Below are 24,779 nucleotides of genomic sequence, written 5' to 3'. Positions count from 1 at the left end.
AAAACCGCCAAAAACGAAAATTTGCCAATCTGAACCTATATTATAATGAATGAAATAAAAGTTTTTTGTCCAGCTACTATTGCGAACCTTTCTTGCGGATTTGATGTCCTAGGATTGTGTTTGGATAATGTGGGCGACGAGATGATTATTCGAAAATCAACCCAAAAAGGTATTAGAATTACTAAAATAGAAGGAGCCGATTTGCCACTTGAAACAGAAAGAAATGTAGCTGGTGTTGCCTTATTAGCGATGTTAGAAGAAGTTAACGCTGATTTTGGTTTTGAAATAGAAATATACAAACACATCAAAGCTGGTAGCGGAATTGGCAGCAGTGCTGCGAGTTCGGCTGGTGCTGTCTTTGGTGCTAATGAATTATTAGGCAGACCGTTTACCCGAAAAGAATTGGTAAAATTTGCCATGCAAGGCGAAAAATTAGCCTCAGGAAATGCGCATGCAGATAACGTTGCTCCTGCCCTATTGGGTGGCTTTACTCTAGTTCGCTGTTCGTCGCCGTTAGATATTATTAAAATTGAAAGTCCGTCGCTATTGTACGCTACTGTGATTCATCCGCAAATTGAACTAAAAACTTCTGACGCACGTTCTGTATTAAAACAAACTGTTTCCTTAAAAAGTGCGATTACCCAGTGGGGAAATGTGGGGGGTTTGATTGCTGGTTTATACACCAAAGATTACGAACTAATAGGTCGCTCGCTGCACGATGAAATTGTAGAACCTTTGCGAAGCGTTTTAATTCCCGGTTTTGACCTAATTAAGCAAACTGCTTACGAGCATGGTGCGTTGGGTTCTGGAATTTCAGGTTCTGGACCTTCTATTTTTGCATTAAGCAAAGGAAAAGAAAATGCAGATAAAATTGCAGCAGCCATGTGCGCTGTTTATGACAAAATGAGTTTGCCTTATGAAATTCATGTTTGCAAGGTGAACGACGAAGGAATGAGAATTATAGAATAAGTATTAAGTTATGAGTAGTAAGTAGTACTATTATTAGACACTTACACTCTTTATTAATTTTTTAAGAAATGAAATATTACAGTTTAAACCACAATGCACCAAAAGTTTCTTTTAAAGAAGCAGTTATTCAAGGATTAGCTTCTGACAAAGGTTTATATTTCCCTGAAGAAATCGCTCCGTTAGAAAAGAGTTTTTTTGAGAATATTGAGAATCTAAGCAATGAAAAAATTGCGTATGAAGTCATCAAACAATTTGTTGGAGATGCTATTCCAAATACCATTTTACAAGATATTGTAGATGAGACTTTATGTTTTGATTTTCCTTTAGTGGAAGTTGAAAAAGGAATCTACTCTTTAGAATTATTTCACGGACCTACGATGGCTTTTAAAGATGTAGGAGCACGTTTTATGTCGCGCTGTTTGGGTTATTTCAACAAGGACAAAAAAGACAATAAAAATACCGTTCTAGTTGCTACTTCAGGAGATACTGGCGGTGCAGTGGCTAACGGATTTCTGGGTGTTAAAGGCGTTGATGTGGTCATTTTATATCCTTCAGGAAAAGTAAGTGACATTCAAGAAAAGCAATTGACAACTTTAGGTCAAAATATCAAAGCTTTGGAAGTTGACGGCGTTTTTGACGATTGCCAAGACATGGTCAAAAAAGCATTTTTAGATGAAGCTTTAGCTCATAAAGGTTTAACCTCTGCAAATTCAATTAATATTGCGCGCTGGTTGCCACAAATGTTTTACTTTTTCTTTGCTTACAAAACATTGAAAAGTCAAAACAAAAAATTAATATTCTCTTGTCCTAGCGGTAACTTTGGCAATATTTGCGCTGGAATTATGGCTAAGAAATTAGGCTTACCAATAGAACATTTTGTTGCAGCGACCAATGTAAACGATACTGTTCCCCGATTTTTAAAAAATGGAAACTACGATCCAAAACCTTCAAAAGCAACGATTTCTAATGCGATGGATGTGGGTAATCCGAGTAATTTCATCAGAATTCAAGAATTATACAATAATGATTTAAAGGCTTTTGAAAAAGACTTTTCTTCTTTTAGCTATACCGATGCTGAAACTTTGGCAGCTATGAAAACCATTTACATTACAGATGGCTACATTGCTGAGCCACATGGCGCAGTTGGTTACTTAGGTTTAAAAAAAGAACTAGAAAATTATGACAACGCAATCGGAATTTTTCTAGAAACGGCACATCCTATTAAATTTTTAGATGTAGTTGAACCCACATTGGGCGTTAAACTTCCCATTCCTACCCAAATAGAAAGTGTGATGGGTAAGGATAAAGTAAGTACAAAAATTGCAACTTATGAAGAATTGAGAGACTTTTTAAATGCAAACTAAAGTTTTACTATTTAAATAAAAAAAAGGCGATGTTTCTTAAAACATCGCCTTTTTTTAACTAACCAAAACCAAAATAATAAATAACCAGTTTATTACACCACAAAGATACTGTAGTAGTACAAGCGATTGTGCCAAAATACAGTTATTACTTTGTTTATTAATTGTTAAAAAAAAATAATAATTACAATCACGGGGTATGGTAAAGCCTGAAATCTAACAATTTGCAAGCCTCATAATGCTTTTGATGCAACTCTTCTACAATATCGATCAAATCTTCTTCTTCTTGACAAAGTCTAAAAAATGCAAAGTCCAATTGCATGCTGGTCATTTTTGGTGGTAATGAAATGCCGTAACCCGAAATTGCTCTTGCCCCAGTTACATCCAAAAAATATTGCGCCTCTTCCGAAGCTAAATCTAGCACTTTAATATTCGAAAAGTGAACAATTTTGCCTTTCAACTTTCCTTCAAAAAGTTCGGCTATTTCTTGTAAACTATAAAAGTAGTCATGTAAGCAAATCATATTATCTTGACCTGGCACCACAAGATAGATTATTTCGTAGTCCTTAAAATTATGATCATCGTAAAGTAGTGCGCCCAAACTTTCTTCTAGTCCTTCAATGGTATCACATGCTTTATAAATACTAGAAACGCCATGAGCAAAAGCCAATTTTTCTAAACCATTTACAACTTCTGTAGTTGTGTTAATTTCTACATCGGTTACTGCTTCAAGGCAAAAAATAAAAGTTTCATTTTCCATCAATAAAAGTGTTTTTCTCAACATTTAAAAAAACGAAGTTACACTTTTATAAAAAATACGACAATCAGAATTTACTTTAATTAGAAGTAACCGTTTTTGGAGAAATTCTTGATATTTCTAGTAAATAAGTTCCGTCAGGTAAATCATTAATATTAACTACTGCATTGATACTCCCTAAAACTTTTTGTTACTGTGAGAAAATCTCAATTGCTTTCTGATTAGTACCAATTAATTCAGTTCCTATCGTAGGACTACTTTTCTTTGTAACTACAGCAGTTTTTACAGGAACTTTATCCGTTCTTTTTAATTTAGCCAAATCTCGTTGTAGCAGGATAATCGATGATTTTTCCTTAAAATAAATTGGAGAAACGTGCTCACTAGTTAGCGCTACATAAAAAATCTTAAGATCATCTTTATCTGCATTTATACCAACGGTCGAATTTATTTTCCTAAACTAAAAAAAGTGCGTCTAGTAAACCGTTCTGTGGTTTTTTTAGACGCAATTAACTCGCCGTTGCGATATATATTTGAATTCGTATCATCAAAAGTAGCAACATAATTATACCATAAATCTGCCGCTAAAGAAGTACTAGCTCTGATATCATTTGATGGCCTCCAACCTTCTAAACTTAGATTTGAATTTGAATTAAAAGCAGCTTGGTGTATTAATCCGAAATACTGAGCATTATAGGTCGTTCCATAAACCCGAATATAATTTGCTTCCGCGATGTCATTAAATTTTACCTATAGCAACTTTTCGAGCAGCATTATTTTGCGGTAGATCATTAATCAGTACTTCTACATCTGTAGTAGCCAAATGCAAAGGGCTGTTAGCGATTCCAAATCGATCACTTACATAAGTCGGCTATCCATAAAAGTAATTGTGGTAGCTGTATTTATAATAGTAGCATTAAAAGTAAATTCTTGAATTGCCGTTTGAGCATTTATGACAACGCTGTTAGCCATCAGTAGTGGTCGCAAAGTCTTTTCATAATAAATAGAATTTAGGAGCTGAAAGCAAGTAAGGCGCCTCAGTCAAGCGAAAGTATATTTTTAAAATGATGCTTGAAAAGGAGACCGTCCATCGGCAAAGGAAGTAGAATAACCAGCAATACATAGAAATACGTAACAGCCATTTTAACTGTTCATTGTGCTACAAAATCTTTAAGAGCAAGTGAGAAAAAAAATCGCATAAAAAAACTCCAAACTTGCATTTGGAGTTTTTATGTTATTGAACAAAATTATTTTACAAATTCTATTTTTTGTGCTTCCTCTTCGTTTATACTATCAAAGAAACCTTGATCATTCATCCAATCATCACTAAATACTTTACTCATGTAGCGTGATCCGTGATCAGGAAAAATAGCGATAACATTGCTGTTTTTATCAAATTCGCCTTCTTCTGCATATTGTCTAATCGCTTGCAAAACTGCTCCTGAAGTGTATCCTACAAAAAGACCTTCTTTTCTTGTAATTTCTCTCGCAGCGTGCGCGCTTTCTTCATCAGTAACCTTAATAAACTTATCAATAAGATCAAAATCTGTTGCTGATGGAATTAAATTTTTACCCAATCCTTCAATACGATACGGATATATTTCCTTTGTATCAAATTCTTTGGTTTCATGATACTTCTTTAAAACGGAACCAAAAGCGTCCACTCCTAAAATTTTAATAGCTGGATTTTGCTCTTTTAAAAACTTGGCAGTTCCTGAAATTGTTCCTCCTGTACCGCTGCACGCTACCAAATGGGTAATTTTACCATTGGTTTGGTTCCAGATTTCTGGACCCGTAGTGTTGTAATGTGCATCGATATTTAATTGATTAAAGTATTGATTGATGTAAACCGAACCTTTTGTCTCTTCATGCAATCGTTTGGCAACACTGTAATAAGATCTTTCATCGTCTGCAGATACATGCGCGGGACAAACATAAACTTTGGCTCCCAAACTGCGCAACATATCAATTTTATCTTTCGATGATTTTGAACTTACAGCCAAAATGCAACTGTACCCCTTTATAATGCTAACCATTGCTAAACTAAAACCGGTGTTACCACTGGTTGTTTCAATAATGGTATCGCCTGGAGTCAAAATTCCTTTCTTCTCGGCTTCTTCAATAATATATAAGGCAATTCTATCTTTTGAGGAATGTCCCGGATTAAAAGCTTCTACCTTCGCGTAGAAATTTCCTTCTAACTTTTCGGTGACTTTGTTTAGCTTAATAAGCGGTGTATTGCCTATTAACTCTAGAACATTATTGTAAGCGTTTATTTCTTCTTTCATAAAAAAATAGTTAATCGAGTTGTACTAACTAAAACTCGATAGGGTGCAAATTTAACAAAAAAAATCTAATTAGATTTTAATTTTCTCTAAATCTAATAAAAAACTAAACTCTTTGGCTAACTCTTTTAGTGCCTCGAAGCGTCCTGAAGCACCGCCATGACCCGCATCCATGTTAGTATCTAAAAATAATAATTTTTCTGTAGTTTTATTTTGTCGCAGTCTTGCAACCCATTTGGCAGGTTCCCAATATTGCACCTGTGAGTCGTGTAAACCAGTAGAAACGTACATATTAGGATAATCCTGCTTTTTAACGTTATCGTATGGTGAATACGAAAGCATGTACTCAAAATACTCTTTTTTGTTCGGATTCCCCCATTCGTCATACTCTCCTGTTGTCAACGGAATCGTATCATCGAGCATAGTCGTCATCACGTCTACAAATGGAACTTGTGCAATCATCCCGTTGTATAATTCTGGCGCCCAATTGGCCACAACTCCCATTAATAATCCACCAGCAGAACCACCTTCGGCATACAGATGTTCGGGTGAAGTGTACTGTTGATTTATTACATATTTAGAACATGTGATGTAGTCAGAAAACGTGTTTTTCTTTTTTAATAATTTACCGTCTTCATACCAGTCTCTTCCTAAATCTTCGCCTCCGCGAACGTGAGCAATTGCATACACAAAACCTCTGTCTAACAGAGACAAACGGGTAGACGAAAAATAAGCATCCATAGTAACACCATAAGAACCGTAGGCGTACATTAGCAAAGGATTGCTACTATCTTTCTTCAATCCTTTGCGATAAATCATCGAAATCGACACTTTCACTCCATCTTCAGCTGTTGCCCAAACTCGCTCCTCTACATAATTTTCTTTATCAAATTTTCCTCCTAAAACTTGTTGCTCTTTTAGTACTGTTTTGACTTTTGTCTTCATATTAAAGTCAATTATTGAAGCAGGAGTTGCCAACGACTGATAACTGTATCGTAAAACATCTGTATCGAAGTCAAGGTTGGTCGTACTGTAGGCGCTGTATGTTTCGCTATCAAAAGGCAAATAGTAATCGGTTGAACCGTCCCAAGATTGAATACGAATGCGATTTAATCCGTTCGAACGTTCTTCTAAAACTAAAAAGTTTTTAAAAATTTCAATTTCTTCCAACAAAACATCTTCTCGGTGCATGATCACCTCTTTCCAATGCTTTTTTTCTGTAGCATTTTCGGGAGTTTTCATCAATTTAAAATTGGTTGCTTTGTCTTTATTGGTTAAAATATAAAAATGATCCTCAAAATGAGAAATACTATATTCTAGGCCTCTAATTCTTTTTTGAAAAATTTTAAATTCAGCATCAGGAGTATCCGCATTCACGATTCTAAATTCATTCGTTAATGTGCTGCCCGAAGCAATGACTATGTACTTCCTAGATTTTTCTTTTCCGATAGAAACATCAAACGTATCATCTGTTTCATCAAATACTAAGATATCATCAACTACATCAGTATTTAATTTGTGTTTAAAAACCTTATCAGAACGCAGCGTTACTGTGTCCTGCTTGGTGTAAAAAATTGTCGAATTATCATTGGCCCAAAGAGAGCTTCCTGTTACATTCTCTATTTTGTCAGGTAAAATTTGGTCTGTTTCGAGATCTTTTATCTGAACTGTGTAGATGCGACGACCAACAGTGTCCATTGCAAAACTTATAAATTTGTTGTTTTCGCTAACACTAAGTCCGCCTAATTTAAAATAAGCATGACCTTCTGCCATTTTATTACAATCGAATAATATTTCTTCAGCAGCAGTTAAACTTCCTTTCTTACGAGCGTAAATCGGATAGCCCTTTCCTGTTTCAAAACGTGTAATATAAAAATATCCATTATAGAAATAAGGCACCGATGAATCATCTTCTTTTATTCTTGCTTTCATTTCTTCGAAAAGTGAATGCTGAAAGTCTTTGGTATGCGCAGTCATTGTATTATAATAGTCATTCTCCTGATTTAAGTACGCTATCACCTCAGGATTTTCACGATCATTTAACCAAAAATAATTGTCAACTCTGGTCGTTCCAAATTTTTTTAGGTTTGTAGGATTTAGTTTAGCAATTGGAAATTGTAAATCTTTTGTCATTATTTGTGCTTTCGTTTGTATAAAAGAAGCTGCAAAAATAAGGCAAAGCAATTTTAAAAGAGCGCTGTTTTTCATCTAATTTAACATTGATTATTGAACTAATTTACTAATTTCGTACTAGATAATTTAAAATTATACAAAATGGATTTAATGGGAATGATGGGTAAACTTAAAGAAACCCAACAAAAAATTGAAGATACAAAAAAGCGTCTGGACACTGTTTTGGTTGATGAAGAGAGTGCAGATGGCTTGTTAAAGGTTACATTAACAGCTAATACTAAAATAAAATCGATTTCTATTGCTGACTCTTTGTTAGAAGATAAAGAGCAATTAGAAGATTATTTGATTGTTACTTTGAACAAAGCGATTGAAAAAGCAAGTAGCATTAATCAGACAGAATTAGACGCCGTTACCAAAATGGATATGCCAATGATTCCTGGAATGGATGAATTGTTTAAATAAAAAACTGCTTATTTAAAGCGAACACATCAATAGACGATTATATTTATAGTCGTCTTTTTTTATATATTTGAAGAAAATAAAATAAAAATCTATGTTTAAACTACTTGCTCAAATTAATAAGTTCTTACTGCCTAGTTTTACAAAACAAAGATTAGATTTAGCAAAAGCAACCAAATGGCAAATGGCCGTTATTGGTTACCGCTATTTTGTAACTACCAGAGCATTAAGCTAATAATTTTAAATATATGAATAAAAAATGGAGCTAATTTAGCTCCATTTTTGTATATCTAATAATTTTATTTAACTCAGAATGTTATAATCCTAAAACCTTTGCCGTACGATCTCTAACCGTATGTAGCAATTCTGGTTTGTCATTTAAAGTTTGACCAAATGAAGGAATCATTTCTTTAAATTTAGATTGCCATTCGATAGTTTTTGCTTGCTCATGAAAACACTTATCAATCAAGCTCAGCATAATCGACACTGCAGTCGAAGCACCTGGCGAAGCACCTAACAATACTGCCATTGTTCCGTCGTGAGTAGTGATTACTTCTGTTCCAAATTCTAAAACACCTCCTTTTTTCTCATCGTTTTTAATCACTTGTACACGTTGTCCTGCTCGTTCTAATACCCAATCTTCTGCTTTGGCAGTAGGTAAATATTCGCGCAAAGCATCAATACGATCATCTTGTGACTGACGCACTTGTTGAATTAGATATTTAGTTAAAGGAATATTTTTAATTCCCGCTGAAAGCATAGGTATAATATTGTCAAACTGAATAGAAAGTGGTAAATCTGTGTACGAACCATTTTTTAAAAATCGAGTCGAAAATCCAGCAAAAGGTCCAAATAATAATTGTTTTTCACCATCAATTACACGGGTATCAACGTGCGGAACTGACATTGGTGGTGCACCAACACTAGCTTTTCCGTATACCTTTGCTGCGTGCTGCGCAATAACTTCTGGATTTGTACATTTTAACCATTGGCCACTAACGGGAAAACCTCCGTAGCCTTTTCCTTCAGGAACATCTGCTTTTTCTAGCAATGGCAAAGAGCCACCTCCTGCTCCAATAAATAAAAACTTAGTATCTATTTTACTTTTTTTACCAGTAGCGAGATCTTTTACTTTCACTCTCCAGGTTTTGTCTTCTAACTGCTTTAACTTTTTTACTTCATGATGAAAATGCATTGTTACTCCGTCTAATTTCGACAAATAGTCAAACATACTTCGTGTTAAGGCACCAAAATTAACATCTGTACCAATTGGCATAGATGTCGCTGCAACTGGCTCTACAATATCTCTTCCTTTCATGACCAAAGGCATCCATTTTGCCAGGACCTCAAAATCTTTACTAAAAACCATTTCTTGAAATAAAGGATGCTTTGTTAACGCTTCAAAACGTGTTTTTAAAAATGCTACGTTTTCTTGTCCCCATACAAAACTCACGTGCGGAATGCCTTTTATAAAATTTTCTGGTGCAGGCAATTTACTCTGCTCGACTAAGTACGACCAAAACTGACGAGAGATTTCAAATGATTCGGCTATAGCAACTGCTTTTTTAGTTTCAACACTTCCGTCTTCTTTCTGAGGAGTGTAATTAAGCTCACAAAATGCTGAATGTCCTGTTCCTGCATTATTCCAAGCATCAGAGCTTTCGGCAGCAGCAACATCAAGTCTTTCGTAAATTTCAATTTTTAAATCAGGTTGTAACTCTTTTAACATAACTCCAAGAGTTGCGCTCATAATACCTGCGCCTATTAGTACAACCTCTGTATTTGAACGCATTATAGTGTCGGTCATCGCGATTTTATTTAAGAAAGCGCAAAGATACTTTATAAAATTTCAAAAAAAAAGTAAATTTTTTATCTTAAAAGTTATAGAATCCAATAGACTACTATTTGGTTATGATTTTAAAATCGTCTAGAAGCGAGATAATCTTGTAACATAATTGTTGAAGAAATTTCATCGATCAATGCTTTATTCTGACGCTGTTTCTTACTTAATCCACTATCAATCATTGTTTGGAACGCCATTTTTGAAGTAAACCGCTCGTCCATACGTACCACTTTCATGTCTGGAAAAATATTTGAAAAGTGAGTCACAAAACCTTTTATAATGTTAGCACTTTCTGAAGGTTGACCGTTCATTTGCTTAGGCTCGCCAATTACCACCACTTCTACCTTTTCTTTAGAGAAATAGTCTTTTAAGAAATCAATCAGAGCATGAGTTGGAATTGTAGTGAGTCCAGAAGCAATGATTTGCATTTCGTCTGTCACTGCAATTCCAGTGCGTTTTTGTCCGTAATCTATTGCTAGAACTCTTGGCATAATTTGATAATTTTGAGCAAAGATAACAAAAACAAAGAGGAGAAATTTTCAAAAAAAAACATCCGTTTCGAATCAATCAAAACGGATGCTTTACACTACATCAATTTATTTAAAAAAACTATCTATTAAAAAATCGGCCAAAAAAACCTTTTTCTTCTTCTTCCTTATCTTCCACAACATTTTCAGTAAATGCTTGTTGCTTTTGCTGTGCTCTTTCGTGTTCGAAAATAAGATCTTTAATATATTCTACATAAGTTCGGTTCTTTTCTTCTAGGAAACCAATCAAATATTTTTCGCTATATTTCACTCCACTTGCTGCCTCAATTTGTAATAACTTTTTGTACAAAGGTTCAATGCTCATCGAAATGACTTCCTGTGCAACAGACTTTCTTCTTCCAAATATGTTAGCAATTTCTCCATTTTCATCTTTAGTAACTTCAAAATCGGTAACAACCCAATAGTAACGACCTGATTTGGCTAAATTTTTAACAATGGCATGAAAATTATTCCCTTGTTTCAAATTTTCCCACAACACTTTAAAAATAACTTTAGGCATGTCTGGATGTCTAATGATATTATGAGGCTGCCCCATAAGCTCATAATCTTCATAGCCACAAACGTCTACAAAAACTTCATTCGCATATTCTATAATTCCGAACGAATTAGTTTTACTCATAATAGTCTGGGTCTTATCCCAAGAAACTTCCTTGTCAATAATTGTTGGTGTGAACTGCGATTGATTGTCTAAACTCATTTCGAAATAATTAAAATGTTATATGATTTAAAGCGTACAAAAGTACAAGGATGAAATAGCTTTAATACTGATAAATATCAGTAAAACAGTAAAAACGAAGAAATTGGATCGACTTGATTGAAGATGGTATATCACAAAAACAATTAAAATGTTACTATCGAGTGGCTGTATTTGTTTTAAAAAGAAATCGAATTATCTTTGTTGAAAATCTAAAAAACATGAATTCTTTACAAACAATTATAGAACAAGCTTGGGAAAACAGAGCTTTGTTACAAGAAACTGCTACCACTGATGCAATTAGAGACGTTATTGCACTTTTGGATGCAGGAAAACTACGTGTAGCTGAACCAATTGGTGACAAGTGGCAAGTTAACGAGTGGGTGAAAAAAGCAGTAGTATTGTATTTTCCTATTCAGAAAATGGAAACTTGGGAAGCTGGAATTTTCGAATACCATGATAAAATGGAATTGAAAAAAGACTATGCCGCAAAAGGGGTACGAGTGGTTCCTGGAGCTTCAGCACGTTACGGCTCTTTTATTTCTAGCGGCGTGATTATGATGCCTAGTTATGTAAATATTGGTGCTTATGTAGACGCTGGAACTATGGTAGATACTTGGGCAACTGTAGGTAGTTGTGCGCAAATTGGTAAAGATGTTCACTTAAGTGGCGGTGTTGGTATTGGAGGGGTTTTAGAGCCTTTGCAAGCTGCACCAGTTATTATTGAGGATGGTGCCTTTGTTGGTTCTCGTTGCATTGTTGTGGAAGGAGTACATATTGGAAAAGAAGCGGTTTTAGGTGCAAATGTGTGTTTAACTGCGTCAACAAAAATTATTGACGTAACGGGAGAAACTCCTGTTGAAATGAAAGGTTTTGTTCCTGCTCGTTCGGTAGTAATTCCTGGAAGTTATACTAAAAAATTTGCGGCTGGCGAATACCAAGTTCCTTGTGCTTTAATTATTGGAACTCGTAAGCCATCGACGGACTTAAAAACATCGTTAAATAATGCATTGCGTGAGTACGACGTAGCGGTTTAATTGAATTTTAAATATATCATTCTGATCCTGATCCAGATTCTATTATTAAAATAGAATCTGGATTTTTTTATACTTTTTTTTGTAGGATTCGTCAAATGAATTAAGTTTGCACCAATTAAAAACCCAAATTTAATTCAATTTTCACCGATGAATAATTATAAGAATAACAGTATTATTCTGCTTCAAAGATTACTTTTGGTTATTATAATTTATCAAATCACTCGATTTTTATTTTATATTTTCAATACTTCTTCGTTTACTACTTTTGATTTTCAGACCGTAAAAGGCGGACTTATATTTGATTTAGCAGCTATAGGGTACTTGAATCTTATATTTATTGTTGCCCATTTAGTTCCAGGAAATTTTAAATATTCAGTAAACTATCAAAAAGGCCTTAAAATTTCCTTTTATGCGCTTAACCTTTTGTTTATTGCCACCAACTTTATCGATATTATATATTATCGCTTTACAGGAAGACGCAGTACTTTTAGTATGATTACCGCCAAAGGAATGGAACGTGAAGCCTTCGGATTAATTCCGTCCTTTTTAAAAGAATTTTGGTATGTTGGCGTTTTATTTCTTGTATTTTCTTATCTATTTTGGAAATTACTTCCAAATTTTAGGGCTTTAAAAACTATTGAGCCTTTAACCAAAACTATTATCACAAGACAATTAAGCTTTTTAATACTTGTCGTAGCTTTTGGACTAATCGTAGCTCGCGGCGGATTTAGAAAAAAACCAATTAAAATTGTAGATGCAGTTGTTTATGCCGAAATTGGAACCTCAGGCTTAGTATTAAATACTCCTTTTTGTATCTTAAAAACAATTACAAAGAAAGAAGATATTGAAAAGTGTAATTTTTTTAATGAAAAAGAATTGGTTTCCATCTACGATCCGTTAATACTCTTAAATTCGAAAGAAAACACCGTAAAAAAGAACGTGGTTGTAATTATTTTAGAAAGTTTTGGAGATGAAAATGTGGGTCGAGGTTACACCCCATTTTTAGATTCATTAATTACAAAATCGTATTATTTTAAAAATGGCTACGCTAACGGAAGAGTTTCAATAGATGCCGTTCCTTCGATATTATCTAGCATTCCAAGTTTAATGAATAGCTCTTTTATATCGTCTAGCTACGCTTTAAACAAAGTAAACGGTTTACCAAAAATATTAAAAAACGAAGGCTACTACACCTCCTTTTTCCACGGTGCTTTTAACGGAAGTCAAAATTTTGACCAATATGCCAAAGTAGCTGGCTTTGATGCATACTATGGAAAAGATGAATATACAGGACCTAAAGCATTTGATGGCAAATGGGGAATTTATGATGAAGAATTCATGCAGTATTTCTGCCAGAAATTAACTGAATTTAAAACGCCTTTCTTCAGTTCAATATTCACAATTTCATCTCATAATCCGTATAAAATACCAGAAAAATATAATGGTAAATTTCCAAAGGGAACTACTACCATACAAGAAAGCATTGGATATACGGACTATGCATTACGTCAGTTTTTTAAAACGGCGCAAACACAGAAATGGTACAAGAACACTCTTTTTGTACTCTCCTCGGATCATACTTCGGCCGAAGGTGACCAGCCCGTTGACCAAACAAGTGTTGGGAAATTTAGTATTCCTATCTTGTTTTTTGACCCTTCTAATCCTGAATTTGTAGGCGTAAACGAACGTAATTTTCAGCAAATTGATATCATGCCAAGCATTGTCGATTACTTGAATATAAAGACTAAAATGATTAGTTTTGGAAAATCATTTCGTTCTAACAAAAATTATGCTGTCTATTATCTCAATAACACGTATCATTACATTGAAGGTGATTATTATATGGCTTTTGATGGTAGTAAACCAGTAGGCCTTTACAACATTAAAAAAGATAAATTGCTACAAAAAAATATACTCAGTTCAGAGCATAAAATAAGAACTCAAATGGATCGTTTTATAAAAGCATACATTCAATCGTTTAATAACCGAATTATTGGAAATGAATTAGCCGCAAAAATCTAATTTGCAAAACGTTTAATAACTAATTAACGAAAGTTTTTTTAAAGGAAATATGAAGATACTAGTTATTCAACAAAAGATGATTGGTGATGTTTTAATCAGCAGTATTATATGTAATAATTTGCGCAAAGCGTATCCCAATTCGCAAATCGATTATTTAGTTTATGCCTCCACTACGCCAGTATTACAAGGCAATTTGAATATTGACAATATTATTATATTTGAAGAAAAACATCGTAAAAGTAAAAAAGAACTTTTAAAACTCGGATTACAAATACGAGCAGAAAAGTACGATCTTTTAATTGATGCGTACTCCAAACTTGAAAGTTGGATATTGGTTTATTTAAGCAATGCCAAGCAACGCATCTCCTATGAAAAACTAGGTCGAAATTTTTTATATACCAATAACATTCCATTTGAACTAGCTCCAAAAACAAACTTAGGACTAGCAATAGAGCGAAGACTTTCGCTATTAAATCCTCTCGAATTATCCATTACAATAGATCCTATTCCGAAGCTATTTGTTTCAGAAGATGAAAATAAAGAAGCACTTCTTCTTTTTAAAAAACATCATGTAAAAAACGATCGAAAAACAGTCATGATTAGCTTGCTTGGAAGCGAAAAATTAAAAACTTATCCGTTAGACTACATGGCAAAAGTTATCGATTGTATTGCCGATCATACTGATGTTAACATCCTTTTTAATTACTTTCCGAAACAAATTGAAGAGGCGAAAGCAATTTTAAACAGCTGCAAAGCAAGTACTAAAGAAAAAGTTTATTTTGATTTATTGGGCGCTGATTTAAGAAAATTCATAGCAATCATGAATCAATGTGATCTCATTATCGGTAATGATGGCGGAGCAATAAATATGGCCAAAGCATTGCAAAAACCTTCATTTATTATTTTTTCGCCTTGGATTGAAAAAAAGATTTGGGCCACTTTTGAAGATGGTTTACACCACGTTTCTGTTCATTTAAACGATTATGACCCCGAAATTTTGGCTAATAAAACAGAGAAAGAATTAAAAAAAGAGGCTCTTTCATTGTATAAACATTTTAAGCCAAGCTCTTTTGAAAATAAATTAAAAACATTTTTAAGCAAGAATCTTCCTTCTACTAAATAAACCAACTAGCGACGATTTAGCCTTTCAATAAAATTAGTAGTGGATTTGTAAACATTTAGAAAGACAAAATTATCATTTTATGATATACAAATAGGCAAAGTTTTGCTGCTCCAATTAGAGCATTAAAATATGCAGAACAAAAATTAAGATTTCCAGAATTTTAATTTCTTTTTCAAGCGTTTTTTCTTAGCGAAACGTTCTTGAAAATCTTCGGTTTCAAACCACATTTTTTCAAAAATCTCTATCTCAGATTTTTCTTTATATCCCTTTGAATATTCATTGCTCATTACCGCAATCATCTCTTTTTTAGGAGTCAAACGACTGAAATTTTTCATTCTTTGTTCAAAAGTCATATTGTCATGAAAATTCATTCGGTTTAAATCAACAAGAAAAAAGTCATATCTATTATTCTCTTGCTTTTTAATCAATGTATTACCAGGAGAATGATCTAAAAACTCTATCCCTTTTTCATGAAGTTCGAAAGTAAATTTGGTAAACTGACGCAATATGTTATCTCCATCAGGATAGTTCGGAAGTTGTACCAATTCGCGGTACGTCAGTTCGGTTACTAAGTGCTCGCTCGCATAATAACTGTCCTGCAACCCCAGCCAATTAAAATTTTCTAAATAGGCAATTGGCTTTGGAGTTCCAATACCTCTTTCTAATAAAATGGTAGCAAATTCAAACGAGCGTTTAGCTTTCGATTTTCGAAAATTTTTATAAGCAATCTTATTAATTAAATTTGGAGTCTTGAATGATTTAATGTTGATTGTTAGTTCTTCTAACTCAAATAATTTTATTTTGTTTCGGTCCCCATTTCCAAATAAACGGCCTACAGAAGTATTAAACTCTTCTATAAATAAAAAAACTTTGTTTGTTTCCTTAAATCCTTCAGAAAATTTTATCTTTTTAATCATTTAAATTCTCTTTTAATACTTATCTAATATTGGTTTCCAAAAATCAATTACTTTAGGCTTATTAATACCATGACATCCAAAAGGCATTTCTCTATTAATTATAGAAAAAGCAATTTCAGGTTTTCTGTCAATCGCAAAATACAGTGCTTCTTTGTAATCTGGAATTCGAAAATTAGAATCCAATAAGGGAGCTTTTAAAGACCAAAATACATCTTCTATTCCACAAATTTCATTCTTTCCTGCGTTTAGCAACTCGCTAATTAATCCTGAATTGGCTAAAGCAATATCATAGTGCGATTTTACTTTTCGCAAAGAAAAGCCACCATTCCCTACTTTATAGAAAGTTTGTTCTCGATTATTTTTCTTTTTAGATCTAAAATTTCTGGCAATTTTAGTAAAAACTTTCATTCCAAAAGAGTTTATTGGAGTGGCAATCCAAGGTGCTCCGATATAATCATATCCTTTTTGACACCACTTTTTTAAGTCGTCTTTAAAAACAAACGCATCAAGTTGATAGATCAAAATATAATCATAATTTAAAAAAGACTCATAAAAGGTGCTAGTCATTAATAATTTATTGTAGCCTTCAATACTTTCAAAATGCTTTTTAGGATAACTTACAACTTCAATTTCGGGATATTTACTCGTTATATACGAATTATCTAGTCCTTCGGGTTGAATCAAAATAATGCCATATTCTCCGAGTAATTTTACGCATTGCAAAAATGATTTTTCTTCCAATTCGCCAAAATGGTCTTTGTAAATCGGTATCAGTATTTTTACTGTTTCTTTCATATTTGTTTATTCAATTGATTTAAAAAATTGATCGTTTAAAATTAAGTAATCAATCCCCTTTCTTAATCTGAAACAAAGATAGAATTATTAGATTTGCAAACAATAAAATCATTCTTTTACACTATTTTAAAAGTGTTCTTTTTTAATCTTGACTTATGACTAAAATTAATATTATTTTACCTGCACTTCCTAAGAAACCTGTTGGAGGTTTTAAGGTATTGTTTGAATATGCAAATAAAATGGCAGAAGACAATTATGATGTGCAAATTTATTACCCCAAAAGACTTAAACCCGAAAAAATAAAAAAAGGAATATTTTATAAGTACATATTTATTCTTTCTAAATATTTGAATTATAAAAAGCGTTACGCTATAAAATGGTTTGAATTGAATACAAAAATAAAAGAAAATTTCATTTATACTTTACATGAGAAAAACATTCGTGACTCAGATGTAACTATAGCCACTTCATGGGAAACGGCAGAATGGATCGGGAATTACTCTCAAAATAAAGGGAAAAAACTTTACTTAATACAGGATTTTGAAACTTGGTCGGGCAGTAGAGAAAGAATAGTACAAACTTGGAAATTACCATTACAAAAAATTGTAATTGCAGAATGGCTAAAAGAAATGGTTCATGAAATTGGGGAAGAATGTACAATTATTCGAAACGGCTTGGACTTTACTACTTTTGCTATAGATGATAACATAGAAAGACGAAATCCTTTAAGATTAACTATGTTATATCATAAACTAGAGTGGAAAGGGTCTAGTGTTGGAATTGAAGCATTAGAAAAAGTTAAAAAAATAATTACAAATTTGGAAGTTGATCTTTTTAGCACTTCAAAAAGAAACAGCTTTGTACCCGAATGGATGAATTTCCATGAAAAACCAAAGAATTTAAAAAAGCTCTACAATCAATCCAGCATATTCATATCTCCCAGTTTGTCAGAAGGTTGGGGATTACCAAGAGCAGAAGCAATGCAATGCGGTTGTGCCACAATAATTACCGATGTTAATGGTCACAGAGATTATGGTACTAAAAATGAACACTTTTTAATGGTAAAACCGAATGACTCTGATGACTTAGCGAAGGCAATAATAGAATTAATAAATAATAATGAACTTAGATATAAGATAGCTAAATCAGGTAATGAATTAGTTAAAAATTTTACTTGGGAAAATTCATATCAACAAATGAAAATTCTATTCTAAATTTTAAGATTATAAATTTTTATAACAAATATTTTTGTAAGATTAAAAATTGCTTCAGTTGCTTATCTCGTAATTGATAGACAAGAGGTTGTCTCGCTTTTTTTCGTTTTTTTACCTCATTTTTTAAAGCGGTTTGGGCAAATAACTTATATTTTATATCTTTTACACCGTGTTTTATTATGTATCGTAGTTCATTTTATAACTGGGTTTGAGAAAGCAAAAACACTAACAAATATTGAATTCTGGTCTATTATCTAAGCATGTGTGCTTCCTTTACTAATTATTTGTCAACTTTCATTTAAATACATTGAGTCACCTTTAATCATTCTAGGAAAGAGAAAAAAAAATAAAGAAAGTCCATTAAATTGAGTTTGGAACAAAAGAGGTAAATAATTAATATCGTTTTTATTCATACATTTGTAACTTACGTAAACGTACAAAAACAAGGATAAATTTTATAGAATGAACGAAGAAATACATAAGGCATACGAAGTTATAAAAGAAGGTGGAATCATTCTATATCCAACCGATACCGTTTGGGGAATTGGTTGTGATGCCACTAATCCTGAAGCTGTTGCAAAAATATACAAGCTAAAACAACGTGCGGAAACGCAAAGTATGATTGTTTTAATGAATGGCGAAAAGATGATGTACAATGTGTTTAAAAACATTCCTGAAGTGGCATGGCAAATTTTAGATTTATCTGAAAGACCAACTACTTTAATTCTAGACGAACCTCGTAATGTGGCAAAAAACATCATTGCCGCAGACAATTCACTAGGAATCAGAATTGTAAAAGATCCCTTTTGTTTTAAATTATTAGAAAGAATGAAAAAACCATTAGTTTCAACATCTGCTAATATTTCAGGCCAACCTACGCCAATTGCATATAAAGATATTAGTCCAGAAATAATTAAGGGCGTTGATTATGTGGTACAACTTAACCAAGATAAATTGGCTGGAAAACCATCAACAATTATCAAGTTAACAAATGATGCGCAAGTAAAAGTGATTCGGAAATAATAGCTAATTACGAATAACAAGGCGTTAAGTCTGTTGTGATGTATACTGTTTTAAACCAACTTCAGCGCTTCAATCAAATAATCAATATCTACTTTTGTATTGTAATGACTTAATGAAATTCGGAGATTGGGTAATTTTAAATCATTCTCCGAAAGCATTTCTTTTAAAACATGAGAAGGCTTTATACTACCCGACTGGCACGCACTTCCTCTCGAAACTGCGATGCCTTTCATATCCAAACTAAACAAAAGCATCGTTGTTTTATCTACTGATAAAGGCAAAATAACATTCAGAATGTTATAAAAATCATCTTTTCTTCCGTTGATTCTAAAGCCCGAAAAATGCAGCTCAAGTTGTTCTATTAGATATAATTTTAAATCATAAATGTATTTTCTTTCCTGATCTAAATTCTCGCAGGCAATTGTCAGTGCTTTGGCCATTCCGGCAATTTGATGTACTGCTTCGGTTCCGCCACGAAGACCTTTTTCTTGCTCGCCACCAATAATTAAGGGCTGCAGACCTGAGTTTTTTCGGATAAAAGCAAATCCAATTCCTTTAGGTCCATGAAATTTATGAGCACTTGCTACCAGAAAATCAAGCGGTATTCGCTGTAAATCAATCTCTGTTTTACCAATAGATTGAACGGTATCCGAATGAAATAAAACGTCATATTGCTTACAAATTTGAACTACTCTTTCTAAGTCTAATAAACTTCCAGTCTCATTATTTACATGCATTAAACTCACCAAAGTTTTCTTTTCCGCTGATAAAAGGGTTGATAAATGGCTCAAGTCGATACTTCCATCTGTATTGACATTCACATAATCAATTGCAATTCCGAACTCATTTTGGAGCACCAAAAGCGTATGCAAAACGGCATGATGCTCAATTTTTGATGTAATAATTCGTGCTACTTTTAAATTTTTGACGGCGGAACGAAGAATCATATTATTGGCTTCGGTACCGCCAGAAGTAAAAATAATTTCCTGAGCATTGCAGTTTAAATAGCTTGCAATTTTCTTGCGTGAAAGCTCCAAAACGGTCTTCGCATTGCGACCAAAACTGTGCGTTGACGACGGATTTCCGTAATCATTTGCCATAATTCTTGTCATTTCTTCAATCACTTCAGCACGCATAGCTGTCGTAGAAGCGTTGTCTAGGTACACTTTTTTCATAGCTGCAAAGTTATAAAATATCAATTGGTCAAAAGCTAGATTGTATTGGCAATTTTTTCACTATTTTTGACCCCAATTTAATTACAATAAAATACCAATAAGCAAAACTGATAAACTCCATAAGATCAATAGATATGGACTGTAATCGGTGCTTACTTTTAAAAATAAATTTTACTTCTATGAAAAAGATTGTCAGTTTAGTACTTTTTGCTCTAATTGTAACCGGTTGTGACGACGGCGATTTAAAAGTTGATACGATCAATTTTGATAAAGCGGCGGTAGAAAGCTGTACCAATGGCATTATCTATAAACTAAATGAAAACGAATCAATATTGCTTGATATTCCAGAAAGTGCAATTATTGACGAACCTTCTGATAGCGGTAAACCAGCACTTTACGAGATCAATAACAGTTCGTATCGCGTGATATACAGAGCGTACAATGGTGCCGTTTCAAAAAACACAATTTGCGATATAATTCCGCCAGCAGCACCTACAGTTACCGAACAGTGGACTGCCACAGGAGGCATAATGGAAATTTTAACTACTGCTATTAAAACAGTTAATGCAACCGATAACAGCAGCCGAATAACAGGTTACAATCACAATATATCTTTTAAAAACATTACGTTCTTAAAGCCTACTGGACCACAAGTGTATGCAGAGTTTCCATTTGGAGATTATAAAACAACCTTTGAACCTTTGCCTTTTACTTTTAACGAGAAGGCCGAACAATGTAGCGTATCTAAACAAGTTTATAATTGGAAAAACAATGCATCGATCGTTATTGATGGTATTGATCCAGCGTTGCTTACAAACGAAGCTACACCTCCAGGATCGCCACGTACAGGAATCATTGGAAGCAGTAGTAACAAACTAGTTTATACAGTTTACAATGACTTTTTATCAGATGAATACTTTTGTCAAACTCCTGCTTCATCGACACCAACTGTTAGAGAAACATGGAATGGCGTAAAAGGTGTTGCTGGCGTAAGCGGCACCATCGAAGTAAAGACGGAAAGTTTTGGACCGGATACTTTTAAACATACCATAACACTTAAAAACGCTACTTTACAAAAAGGAAATAATACCTTTAGATTAGGTGATAATTTTGTAATTGGAGAACTAATATTAGCAAAATAATTGCTTTAAATCCGAATTAAAAAGCCTCTTATTTAAGTGAAATAAGAGGCTTTTTTCATGGTATATTTACCGGCTTTTTCATCCATTTAAGTTGAATAATTCGATTGTAAATTGATTTGTAGATTTTAAAAAATAGCTTTCTATTTAGCTGTTTTTAGTATTTTGACGGATGTAAACTTCGGTTGCACCTAGACCATATTTTTGATAATTTCCATCCTTAAAATCTATTTCGTCGTAGCGACCTAACAAGAAATCAAGCTCTGCTTTTAAGATTCCTTCTCCGACACCATGAATAAAAACAATCTTCGGAATTCGGTTTCTAATCGCAAATTCAATATGTCTTTTTGCAGTTTCAGATTGTAAAGTTAGAATGTCATAATTCGACATTCCACGTTTATTTGGAACCAGCTTTTCAATATGCAAATCAAATTCTGGAGCGGGAATTTCACCTTTGCTTTTCGGTTCCTTCACAAAACTTCTACGTTTAGGCTCTTCTTTTTCCGCAGAAAGAGAATCTATACTAACACTTTTAATAGAAGAAAGTAAGTTGTTGGAATCATGTGACTTAATCAATTCATTGACAAAAAATGTCATCATAAATCCGTCTGATGTTTCGATCGAAACTTCATTACTTTTTACCGACACTACTACTCCATGTATAGCCTCGTCTAACACTTCTACTTTATCTCCTTTAGTGAACATCCTCTTCTTTTTTATCTTGATTCTTACTCGGTGTTTTTGCACTCAATTGCATCATTCCAAACATAAAAATAGCAATTGCTCCTACCATGATATACACGTTTTTATCATCAGCTACTTGTTGATAAAGAGCAACTAAAATGGCTAGTATCATAATTGGTATTCTAAACTTTTTCATTTTTCAAATTTTGAGTGCTCAAAAATACGAAACTTTAAAATAGCAAAATTTCATATCTTCAGTATCCCATTTATTTTTCGTAAAATTGTATAAAATTAAATCAATTGAATTTCGAAAAATACATGTTTCCTTGTTTGAGTAAAACCCTCTTAGGTGTCGACTGTTTGGGCTGCGGATTTCAGCGTGCTCTACTCCTACTTTTTCAAGGTGAATTTAAAGCTGCATTTTTAATGTATCCCGCCATTTTTTCGTCGCTACTTTTTTTAATCTTTTTAGGTTTATATTTTTTAGACCAAGCAAGAAATTACAAAAAAGCACTTTGGATTTTGGGAATTATAAATGCTTTTTTGATGATTGGTGGCTATGCTTTCAAACACTGGTTTTATATAATTTAAATAAAAATCACTTCATTTTACAAGTTCAAGTCACGCTACATTTTCACAAAAAACACACGCAGCATTAAATTTCTTTAAATGCTTTTATATCCTATTCCCAAAAAACGTCTTACTTTTAACCTTTCAAAAAACAATTCAATTTTTAGAATCGTGATCAAAAATCTCATCATAGAAAATCTAAAAGCTTTAAAAAAGAATTCGTCTATCAACTACGGAATCAAAACAAAAACAGAAGCTTTTACCGAGAAGTTATTTTATACTTTATTTGACAAAAACGCACCGCTCGAAAAAAGCATCGCGGAACTCGAAGTCCAATTCAAAGACATTGCAAACTTAGCTTGTCAAAAGCCAGATAATTTATGCGATTCAATGTGGGATAAGTTTTTAGAAATTCTTCCAACTGTCTTGGAGCAATTACAACAGGACGCCGCTTACATTTTAGAAAATGACCCCGCTTCAAATAGTATTGACGAAGTTTACTTAGGCTATCCAGGTTTTTACGCAATTGCCATTTATCGATTAAGCCATGAGTTGTACCATTTAGACTTGCTACTTTTTTCTCGATTAATGAGCGAATATGCGCACCGTATTACCGGTACAGACATTCACGCAGGTGCAACAATAGCTTCTCCTTTTTTTATTGATCACGCCACAGGAATTGTAATTGGTGAAACGGCCATAATTGAAAAAAATGTAAAAATATACCAAGGAGTCACTTTGGGAGCGCTGAGTGTGAGTAAAGAAATGAAAGACGCCAAAAGACATCCTACCGTCGAAAAAAACGTATGTATTTATGCCAACGCAACAATTCTAGGGGGTGACACTATTATCGGAGAAGGAAGTATTGTAGGCGGAAATGCTTGGGTCACCAAATCTATTCCAGCCAAATCGATGGTTTTAAACACGACAACAACTGAAGTACGAATTAAAGAAATCAAGTAATTATGCAAGCTCAAAAACTAGTTGACCTTATTGGCAATACTCCTTTACTGGAAAGCGTCAATTTGATTAAAAATAAAAACATTAAACTTTTATTAAAATTAGAAGGAAACAACCCTGGTGGAAGCGTAAAAGACCGCGCCGCTTACAATATGGTTCAAGCGGCTTTGGACAGAGGCGACATTAGACCTGGAGATAAGTTAATTGAAGCTACCAGTGGAAATACGGGAATTGCATTAGCAATGATTGCGCAGGTGCTTAATATTGACATCGAATTGGTTTTACCTGAAGATTCAACCAAAGAACGCGTGCAAACGATGCGTGCTTATGGTGCAAAAGTAATTTTAACCCCTGCTCAAGGCGGAATTATTGCAGCAAGAGATTACGCTGATAAAAAAGTAGCAAAAGGTGGTTATATCATGCTAAATCAATTTGCAAATGCTGACAACTGGAAAGCGCATTATAAAAGTACTGGTCCTGAAATTTGGAACGATACCAACGGAACCGTAACTCATTTTGTCTCGGCTATGGGAACAACAGGAACTATAATTGGTACGTCGACTTATTTAAAAGAAAAAAATGCTAACATTATAATAGTTGGCGCCCAACCAAGCGATGGTTCTCAAATTCCTGGAATCAGAAAATGGCCTAAAGAATACTTACCGAAAATTTTTGATGCCTCTAAAGTTGATACCGTTGTTGATGTCAGCGAAGAAGAGGCCCGAGCAATGACCAAAAGATTAGCGCTTGAAGAAGGTGTCTTTGCCGGAATGAGTAGTGGAGGTTCTGTTGCTGTAGCATTAAAAATTGCCGAAAAATTAGAATCAGGCGTTATTGTTGCCATTATTTGTGACAGAGGCGATCGCTATTTGTCTTCAGATTTATTTGATTAGCGCACGGAAGGTGTCAAAGCTTTAAAGTTGCAGAATTACAGAGTTTTGAAATTGATCTATTTTAAAAAATCAAAGAGCTAAAAATAAAAATCTCGTTCTATTTCGCTACAAATGGAAATACAACGAGGTTTTGCAATGCTAGTATGTATCAATAGTTTGAAGAAATAAACTTTGAATTTTA

At 33.6% G+C, this 24,779-nt stretch carries 25 protein-coding genes; 13 read left to right on the top strand and 12 right to left on the bottom strand.

Annotated elements, in window-relative coordinates; all coding sequences use genetic code 11:
- Nucleotides 1–45: 45 nt before the first annotated feature.
- Together AP058_RS01985 and thrC are read left to right on the top strand one after the other, a co-directional pair.
- Complete coding sequence (locus AP058_RS01985) at nucleotides 46–969, top strand: homoserine kinase (protein ID WP_066306292.1); 924 nt, start codon at nucleotides 46–48, stop codon at nucleotides 967–969.
- Between the two features lie 68 nt (nucleotides 970–1,037).
- A complete protein-coding gene (gene thrC, locus AP058_RS01980; RefSeq protein ID WP_066306290.1) occupies nucleotides 1,038–2,333 on the top strand; it encodes a threonine synthase in 1,296 nt (431 codons plus the stop codon).
- 187 nt (nucleotides 2,334–2,520) lie between these two features.
- On the opposite strand, the gene AP058_RS01975 is transcribed toward thrC, so the two are convergent.
- From AP058_RS01975 to AP058_RS01965, 4 genes are all read right to left on the bottom strand, one after another.
- Complete coding sequence (locus AP058_RS01975) at nucleotides 2,521–3,090, bottom strand: DUF6642 family protein (RefSeq protein ID WP_066306331.1); 570 nt, start codon at nucleotides 3,088–3,090, stop codon at nucleotides 2,521–2,523.
- A gap of 441 nt (nucleotides 3,091–3,531) precedes the next feature.
- The gene (locus AP058_RS17310; protein WP_369815127.1) at nucleotides 3,532–3,756 is read right to left on the bottom strand and encodes a LamG-like jellyroll fold domain-containing protein; all 225 of its coding nucleotides are present in this window, start codon (nucleotides 3,754–3,756) and stop codon (nucleotides 3,532–3,534) included.
- 575 nt (nucleotides 3,757–4,331) lie between these two features.
- A complete protein-coding gene (locus tag AP058_RS01970) occupies nucleotides 4,332–5,372 on the bottom strand; it encodes a PLP-dependent cysteine synthase family protein (protein WP_066306285.1) in 1,041 nt (346 codons plus the stop codon).
- Between the two features lie 69 nt (nucleotides 5,373–5,441).
- A complete protein-coding gene (locus tag AP058_RS01965) occupies nucleotides 5,442–7,502 on the bottom strand; it encodes a S9 family peptidase (RefSeq protein WP_197413370.1) in 2,061 nt (686 codons plus the stop codon).
- 141 nt (nucleotides 7,503–7,643) lie between these two features.
- Between AP058_RS01965 and AP058_RS01960 the strand changes: the two genes are divergently transcribed.
- On the top strand, nucleotides 7,644–7,964 hold the full coding sequence (locus tag AP058_RS01960; RefSeq protein ID WP_066306279.1) for a YbaB/EbfC family nucleoid-associated protein: 321 nt from the start codon (nucleotides 7,644–7,646) through the stop codon (nucleotides 7,962–7,964).
- A 91-nt stretch (nucleotides 7,965–8,055) separates the two neighbouring features.
- Nucleotides 8,056–8,196 (top strand): SsrA-binding protein, encoded by a 141-nt coding sequence (locus tag AP058_RS01955; RefSeq protein ID WP_066306272.1) that lies wholly within the window; start codon nucleotides 8,056–8,058, stop codon nucleotides 8,194–8,196.
- An 81-nt stretch (nucleotides 8,197–8,277) separates the two neighbouring features.
- Here the strand turns inward: AP058_RS01955 and AP058_RS01950 are convergent, their stop codons facing one another.
- The 3 genes from AP058_RS01950 to AP058_RS01940 form a co-directional block, all read right to left on the bottom strand.
- The gene (locus AP058_RS01950) at nucleotides 8,278–9,768 is read right to left on the bottom strand and encodes a malate:quinone oxidoreductase (RefSeq protein ID WP_066306267.1); all 1,491 of its coding nucleotides are present in this window, start codon (nucleotides 9,766–9,768) and stop codon (nucleotides 8,278–8,280) included.
- Between the two features lie 110 nt (nucleotides 9,769–9,878).
- Nucleotides 9,879–10,295 (bottom strand): Holliday junction resolvase RuvX, encoded by a 417-nt coding sequence (ruvX, locus tag AP058_RS01945; protein ID WP_066306264.1) that lies wholly within the window; start codon nucleotides 10,293–10,295, stop codon nucleotides 9,879–9,881.
- A gap of 118 nt (nucleotides 10,296–10,413) precedes the next feature.
- A complete protein-coding gene (locus tag AP058_RS01940; RefSeq protein WP_066306261.1) occupies nucleotides 10,414–11,049 on the bottom strand; it encodes a PAS domain-containing protein in 636 nt (211 codons plus the stop codon).
- 218 nt (nucleotides 11,050–11,267) lie between these two features.
- Between AP058_RS01940 and AP058_RS01935 the strand changes: the two genes are divergently transcribed.
- The 3 genes from AP058_RS01935 to AP058_RS01925 all read left to right on the top strand — a co-directional run bounded on the left by AP058_RS01935 (nucleotide 11,268) and on the right by AP058_RS01925 (nucleotide 15,228).
- Nucleotides 11,268–12,083 carry a 2,3,4,5-tetrahydropyridine-2,6-dicarboxylate N-succinyltransferase gene (locus tag AP058_RS01935; RefSeq protein WP_066306259.1) on the top strand — a complete coding sequence of 272 codons (816 nt, stop codon included), beginning with the start codon at nucleotides 11,268–11,270 and terminating at the stop codon, nucleotides 12,081–12,083.
- A gap of 147 nt (nucleotides 12,084–12,230) precedes the next feature.
- Entirely contained in the window at nucleotides 12,231–14,105 is a 1,875-nt protein-coding gene (locus AP058_RS01930) for an LTA synthase family protein (protein WP_066306257.1), read from the top strand.
- A 49-nt stretch (nucleotides 14,106–14,154) separates the two neighbouring features.
- Nucleotides 14,155–15,228, top strand: a complete 1,074-nt coding sequence (locus AP058_RS01925) for a glycosyltransferase family 9 protein (RefSeq protein ID WP_066306246.1) — start codon at nucleotides 14,155–14,157, stop codon at nucleotides 15,226–15,228.
- A gap of 143 nt (nucleotides 15,229–15,371) precedes the next feature.
- On the opposite strand, the gene AP058_RS01920 is transcribed toward AP058_RS01925, so the two are convergent.
- Both AP058_RS01920 and AP058_RS01915 read right to left on the bottom strand, forming a co-directional pair.
- Nucleotides 15,372–16,145 carry a Kdo domain containing protein gene (locus AP058_RS01920; protein ID WP_066306243.1) on the bottom strand — a complete coding sequence of 258 codons (774 nt, stop codon included), beginning with the start codon at nucleotides 16,143–16,145 and terminating at the stop codon, nucleotides 15,372–15,374.
- A gap of 12 nt (nucleotides 16,146–16,157) precedes the next feature.
- Nucleotides 16,158–16,940 (bottom strand): DUF5672 family protein, encoded by a 783-nt coding sequence (locus AP058_RS01915; protein ID WP_066306240.1) that lies wholly within the window; start codon nucleotides 16,938–16,940, stop codon nucleotides 16,158–16,160.
- A gap of 155 nt (nucleotides 16,941–17,095) precedes the next feature.
- Here AP058_RS01915 and AP058_RS01910 point away from each other — a divergent pair, with 155 nt between their 5' ends.
- Together AP058_RS01910 and AP058_RS01905 are read left to right on the top strand one after the other, a co-directional pair.
- A complete protein-coding gene (locus tag AP058_RS01910; protein WP_066306237.1) occupies nucleotides 17,096–18,154 on the top strand; it encodes a glycosyltransferase family 4 protein in 1,059 nt (352 codons plus the stop codon).
- 462 nt (nucleotides 18,155–18,616) lie between these two features.
- The gene (locus tag AP058_RS01905) at nucleotides 18,617–19,177 is read left to right on the top strand and encodes an L-threonylcarbamoyladenylate synthase (RefSeq protein WP_066306235.1); all 561 of its coding nucleotides are present in this window, start codon (nucleotides 18,617–18,619) and stop codon (nucleotides 19,175–19,177) included.
- A 50-nt stretch (nucleotides 19,178–19,227) separates the two neighbouring features.
- Here AP058_RS01905 and AP058_RS01900 read toward each other — a convergent pair whose 3' ends face one another.
- Nucleotides 19,228–20,352, bottom strand: a complete 1,125-nt coding sequence (locus AP058_RS01900; RefSeq protein ID WP_066306233.1) for a cysteine desulfurase family protein — start codon at nucleotides 20,350–20,352, stop codon at nucleotides 19,228–19,230.
- 179 nt (nucleotides 20,353–20,531) lie between these two features.
- Between AP058_RS01900 and AP058_RS01895 the strand changes: the two genes are divergently transcribed.
- Nucleotides 20,532–21,494 (top strand): hypothetical protein, encoded by a 963-nt coding sequence (locus AP058_RS01895; RefSeq protein WP_066306230.1) that lies wholly within the window; start codon nucleotides 20,532–20,534, stop codon nucleotides 21,492–21,494.
- A 144-nt stretch (nucleotides 21,495–21,638) separates the two neighbouring features.
- Here the strand turns inward: AP058_RS01895 and AP058_RS01890 are convergent, their stop codons facing one another.
- Both AP058_RS01890 and AP058_RS01885 read right to left on the bottom strand, forming a co-directional pair.
- The gene (locus AP058_RS01890) at nucleotides 21,639–22,196 is read right to left on the bottom strand and encodes a Smr/MutS family protein (RefSeq protein WP_066306227.1); all 558 of its coding nucleotides are present in this window, start codon (nucleotides 22,194–22,196) and stop codon (nucleotides 21,639–21,641) included.
- Complete coding sequence (locus AP058_RS01885) at nucleotides 22,186–22,347, bottom strand: hypothetical protein (RefSeq protein ID WP_369815125.1); 162 nt, start codon at nucleotides 22,345–22,347, stop codon at nucleotides 22,186–22,188. Before AP058_RS01885 ends, AP058_RS01890 begins: the two co-directional genes overlap by 11 nt.
- Nucleotides 22,348–22,475: 128 nt before the next feature.
- Between AP058_RS01885 and AP058_RS01880 the strand changes: the two genes are divergently transcribed.
- The 3 genes from AP058_RS01880 to cysM all read left to right on the top strand — a co-directional run bounded on the left by AP058_RS01880 (nucleotide 22,476) and on the right by cysM (nucleotide 24,598).
- The gene (locus AP058_RS01880) at nucleotides 22,476–22,766 is read left to right on the top strand and encodes a DUF2752 domain-containing protein (RefSeq protein WP_082706543.1); all 291 of its coding nucleotides are present in this window, start codon (nucleotides 22,476–22,478) and stop codon (nucleotides 22,764–22,766) included.
- 150 nt (nucleotides 22,767–22,916) lie between these two features.
- Nucleotides 22,917–23,708, top strand: a complete 792-nt coding sequence (locus AP058_RS01875) for a serine O-acetyltransferase (protein ID WP_066306329.1) — start codon at nucleotides 22,917–22,919, stop codon at nucleotides 23,706–23,708.
- A 2-nt stretch (nucleotides 23,709–23,710) separates the two neighbouring features.
- Nucleotides 23,711–24,598, top strand: a complete 888-nt coding sequence (gene cysM / locus AP058_RS01870) for a cysteine synthase CysM (protein ID WP_066306220.1) — start codon at nucleotides 23,711–23,713, stop codon at nucleotides 24,596–24,598.
- The last annotated feature ends 181 nt before the right edge of the window (nucleotides 24,599–24,779 follow it).

This window comes from Flavobacterium sp. TAB 87, from assembly GCF_001529295.1.
Taxonomy (GTDB): Bacteria; Bacteroidota; Bacteroidia; order Flavobacteriales; family Flavobacteriaceae; genus Flavobacterium.
The sequence above is the reverse complement of the archived record's forward strand: the minus strand, read 5'-3'. Positions and strand labels throughout refer to the sequence as shown.

Bases quoted from the DNA above. Each gene is read 5' to 3' on its own strand.
- AP058_RS01970 (WP_066306285.1), bottom strand. From the start codon at position 5,372: ATGAAAGAAGAAATAAACGCTTACAATAATGTTCTAGAGTTAATAGGC.
- AP058_RS01885 (WP_369815125.1), bottom strand. From the start codon at position 22,347: ATGATACTAGCCATTTTAGTTGCTCTTTATCAACAAGTAGCTGATGAT.
- AP058_RS01940 (WP_066306261.1), bottom strand. From the start codon at position 11,049: ATGAGTTTAGACAATCAATCGCAGTTCACACCAACAATTATTGACAAG.
- AP058_RS01930 (WP_066306257.1), top strand. From the start codon at position 12,231: ATGAATAATTATAAGAATAACAGTATTATTCTGCTTCAAAGATTACTT.
- AP058_RS01955 (WP_066306272.1), top strand. From the start codon at position 8,056: ATGTTTAAACTACTTGCTCAAATTAATAAGTTCTTACTGCCTAGTTTT.
- AP058_RS01915 (WP_066306240.1), bottom strand. From the start codon at position 16,940: ATGAAAGAAACAGTAAAAATACTGATACCGATTTACAAAGACCATTTT.
- ruvX (WP_066306264.1), bottom strand. From the start codon at position 10,295: ATGCCAAGAGTTCTAGCAATAGATTACGGACAAAAACGCACTGGAATT.
- AP058_RS01925 (WP_066306246.1), top strand. From the start codon at position 14,155: ATGAAGATACTAGTTATTCAACAAAAGATGATTGGTGATGTTTTAATC.
- AP058_RS01935 (WP_066306259.1), top strand. From the start codon at position 11,268: ATGAATTCTTTACAAACAATTATAGAACAAGCTTGGGAAAACAGAGCT.
- AP058_RS01920 (WP_066306243.1), bottom strand. From the start codon at position 16,145: ATGATTAAAAAGATAAAATTTTCTGAAGGATTTAAGGAAACAAACAAA.
- cysM (WP_066306220.1), top strand. From the start codon at position 23,711: ATGCAAGCTCAAAAACTAGTTGACCTTATTGGCAATACTCCTTTACTG.
- AP058_RS01895 (WP_066306230.1), top strand. From the start codon at position 20,532: ATGAAAAAGATTGTCAGTTTAGTACTTTTTGCTCTAATTGTAACCGGT.
- AP058_RS01975 (WP_066306331.1), bottom strand. From the start codon at position 3,090: ATGGAAAATGAAACTTTTATTTTTTGCCTTGAAGCAGTAACCGATGTA.
- AP058_RS01905 (WP_066306235.1), top strand. From the start codon at position 18,617: ATGAACGAAGAAATACATAAGGCATACGAAGTTATAAAAGAAGGTGGA.
- AP058_RS01900 (WP_066306233.1), bottom strand. From the start codon at position 20,352: ATGAAAAAAGTGTACCTAGACAACGCTTCTACGACAGCTATGCGTGCT.
- AP058_RS01965 (WP_197413370.1), bottom strand. From the start codon at position 7,502: ATGACAAAAGATTTACAATTTCCAATTGCTAAACTAAATCCTACAAAC.
- AP058_RS01910 (WP_066306237.1), top strand. From the start codon at position 17,096: ATGACTAAAATTAATATTATTTTACCTGCACTTCCTAAGAAACCTGTT.
- thrC (WP_066306290.1), top strand. From the start codon at position 1,038: ATGAAATATTACAGTTTAAACCACAATGCACCAAAAGTTTCTTTTAAA.
- AP058_RS01890 (WP_066306227.1), bottom strand. From the start codon at position 22,196: ATGTTCACTAAAGGAGATAAAGTAGAAGTGTTAGACGAGGCTATACAT.
- AP058_RS01985 (WP_066306292.1), top strand. From the start codon at position 46: ATGAATGAAATAAAAGTTTTTTGTCCAGCTACTATTGCGAACCTTTCT.
- AP058_RS01950 (WP_066306267.1), bottom strand. From the start codon at position 9,768: ATGACCGACACTATAATGCGTTCAAATACAGAGGTTGTACTAATAGGC.
- AP058_RS01960 (WP_066306279.1), top strand. From the start codon at position 7,644: ATGGATTTAATGGGAATGATGGGTAAACTTAAAGAAACCCAACAAAAA.